Raw genomic sequence first — 2,129 nt, 5'->3', positions numbered from 1 at the left:
AAAAACAAGAAAATAAAATAATCTCGGGCATCCGTATTACGGTTGAACACGCCATCGCGGGTATCAAGCGCTTCGGTTGTATGACCCAAATTTTACGGAATCGTAGACCCTTTATTGATGATACCTTTTTACTCCTTAGTGCCGGTCTTTGGAATTTCCATCTCAGAACAGCCTAAAATTTACTTCAATCACCGAAATACCCTTATTTCACTATTAAGCAACACGCTTAAAGAATAGAGTGAGTCATCATCTTTCCAGTGTTTTTTTCAAATTAAAATAAAGTTCTTCTGCCATGTAGTGCAAATCTACGCACTCATCTGCACAATCATCCAGATTAAGTTGATTGAGCTTATCTAAGAGTATTAATGTTTGGCTTTTGATAAAACCCGCCATATTCAGTGCTGATAGTTCTTGTTTGTTCATCGTGTGCTAAAGGAATTAATACATTAATGAGAGAGTTGATATCGCCAATTATCTTTTCAGATTTGATAACCTCGTGGACACATTTTTTTCAGAAGAAAATTCATTCGTCACCTCATGCTTAAGTTCTACAGATTGACTGATTTTTTCTCTGCCTGTTGTCTGTTCTAAAATTGAATAAAGATTATTAATATCAAACTCTTTAGAATAGAAAGTACTAATCAATCCTAATAAACGACTATCAATCTGGGATAAGGCTGCCGCCGTTATTATTGCTTGACGATAAAAATCGCCTTTCAGTTGACTAGGTAAGTTTTCAATAAACTCAATAGCCTTTTTATCGTGTTGATATATTGAAGGATGAAGGTAAGCAGTGATTTTTTTTCGACTATTATTCATAAAGTTTTAACCTTACTCAGTTAAGACAAAGCAATCGCTTTAACTAAGGCTAATTGAGGTTCGAAAATTTTCTCTACCTTATGATTTTTGAAATAATCGTTAACATAAGAATAAATAATTTCAGCACCCCCACCTGTTAAATAAATTCGATTAATATTATTAATTTTCTCAATCTCAGAGATAACTCTGTCCGCTAAATTTTTAGAACCCTCAATCACGACTTCAGTAATATGAGTGATTTTTTTCGGGTCATTAATGACTTTTTTTAGTAACGCCATATTATTCACATTTTTAATAATTTCATCGGCGATGTAATAACTACTCGGAGATGAGGCTAGATAAAGGGCGTTGATAACAGATTTAGTGAGTTTTGATACCCCTATTTCAGAATTACCTTTAATTTCTGAAATATTGTCTAACAGACCTTGAATTACTGCGCAATCTAATGTTGTGCCACCTAAATCAACAATTAAGCTGCGTTCTAAAGAAGAAATTTTATCTTTTATTAATACTTCCCTCACTGCCGGAATAGACTCAGGCATCACCATCACGTTAACGATGTTAAAGTTTTCCCCTTTATTGATATTAACTTTCTTTAAGATATTTTCTTTTTTTCGCTGAATATTCTTTTCGTTAATTTGCGCATCTTCCGTAAAGAATTCAGTAACAGGAAGCGTCACAGTCAACTCAATATCTTGAGGGAGTAAACCTGAAGTTAAAAGCGCATGGTGAATGGCGAGTCGGTTGAGCGCGCTGTATTGGTAGGACACATGCGTTGTTTCAATAACAGAACTACTCCCGATATCGAAAGTATATTTTTTATCATCAACTAAATAATTGAATACTGGATTATTACTCAATATCTCAGTATTCCAACCTTCTTTAAAGCTATTCGGTGATATATGTGTCACTATCACGAGTTTCGCACAGGCATATAAAATTCTAAAAATGGCTTAAAAGCAATGATTAATCTGCAAGTTACTAAAAAACATAAATTTTCTTAAATTACAATAAGTTGTATTTGATTTATAAGGTTTTGACTATTTATATATCATGCTGAATTAAACTTAAAAATAGAGCGTTTTTTTATTGGTGCGAAACTCGTGTCTTGGTGGATCATTTTTACATTGGTAGCGACAGTGGTTTAAGGTAAGGTAATTTTCCAGGGCAGCAGTACGTTCCAGTCTATATCTTCATCAGGGGATTTTAGCGACGTCAGCAATGCCAGAAGATAATCGTACGGGTTAAGACCATTGATACGTGCACTTTCCACCAGGCTGTACAATAGCGCACTTGCATGAGCACCCGCT

At 34.5% G+C, this 2,129-nt stretch carries 5 protein-coding genes; 1 reads left to right on the top strand and 4 read right to left on the bottom strand.

The features are described 5' to 3' along the window. Positions 1-17: 17 nt before the first annotated feature. Positions 18-176, top strand: coding sequence for a hypothetical protein (locus CBG25_RS21265; protein ID WP_366212646.1), 159 nt, complete (start codon positions 18-20; stop codon positions 174-176). Positions 177-246: 70 nt separating this feature from the next. On the opposite strand, the gene CBG25_RS03390 is transcribed toward CBG25_RS21265, so the two are convergent. The 4 genes from CBG25_RS03390 to CBG25_RS03375 all read right to left on the bottom strand — a co-directional run. Then, positions 247-423: a Rop family plasmid primer RNA-binding protein gene (locus CBG25_RS03390; protein ID WP_290604523.1), complete on the bottom strand. Its 177-nt coding sequence runs from the start codon at positions 421-423 to the stop codon at positions 247-249. A 48-nt stretch (positions 424-471) separates the two neighbouring features. Continuing rightward, positions 472-819, bottom strand: a complete 348-nt coding sequence (locus tag CBG25_RS03385) for a plasmid partitioning/stability family protein (protein ID WP_290604521.1) — start codon at positions 817-819, stop codon at positions 472-474. 20 nt (positions 820-839) lie between these two features. After that, positions 840-1,730, bottom strand: a complete 891-nt coding sequence (parM, locus tag CBG25_RS03380; RefSeq protein ID WP_290604525.1) for a plasmid segregation protein ParM domain-containing protein — start codon at positions 1,728-1,730, stop codon at positions 840-842. Positions 1,731-1,963: 233 nt separating this feature from the next. Beyond that, a partial coding sequence (locus tag CBG25_RS03375) for a transposase domain-containing protein (RefSeq protein ID WP_290603847.1) occupies positions 1,964-2,129 on the bottom strand: 166 nt, incomplete at its 5' end.

Origin of the sequence: Arsenophonus sp. ENCA (genome assembly GCF_002287155.1) — a bacterium.
Taxonomy (GTDB): Bacteria; Pseudomonadota; Gammaproteobacteria; order Enterobacterales; family Enterobacteriaceae; genus Arsenophonus; species Arsenophonus nilaparvatae.
This window is presented reverse-complemented; position numbering and strand designations above follow the sequence as displayed.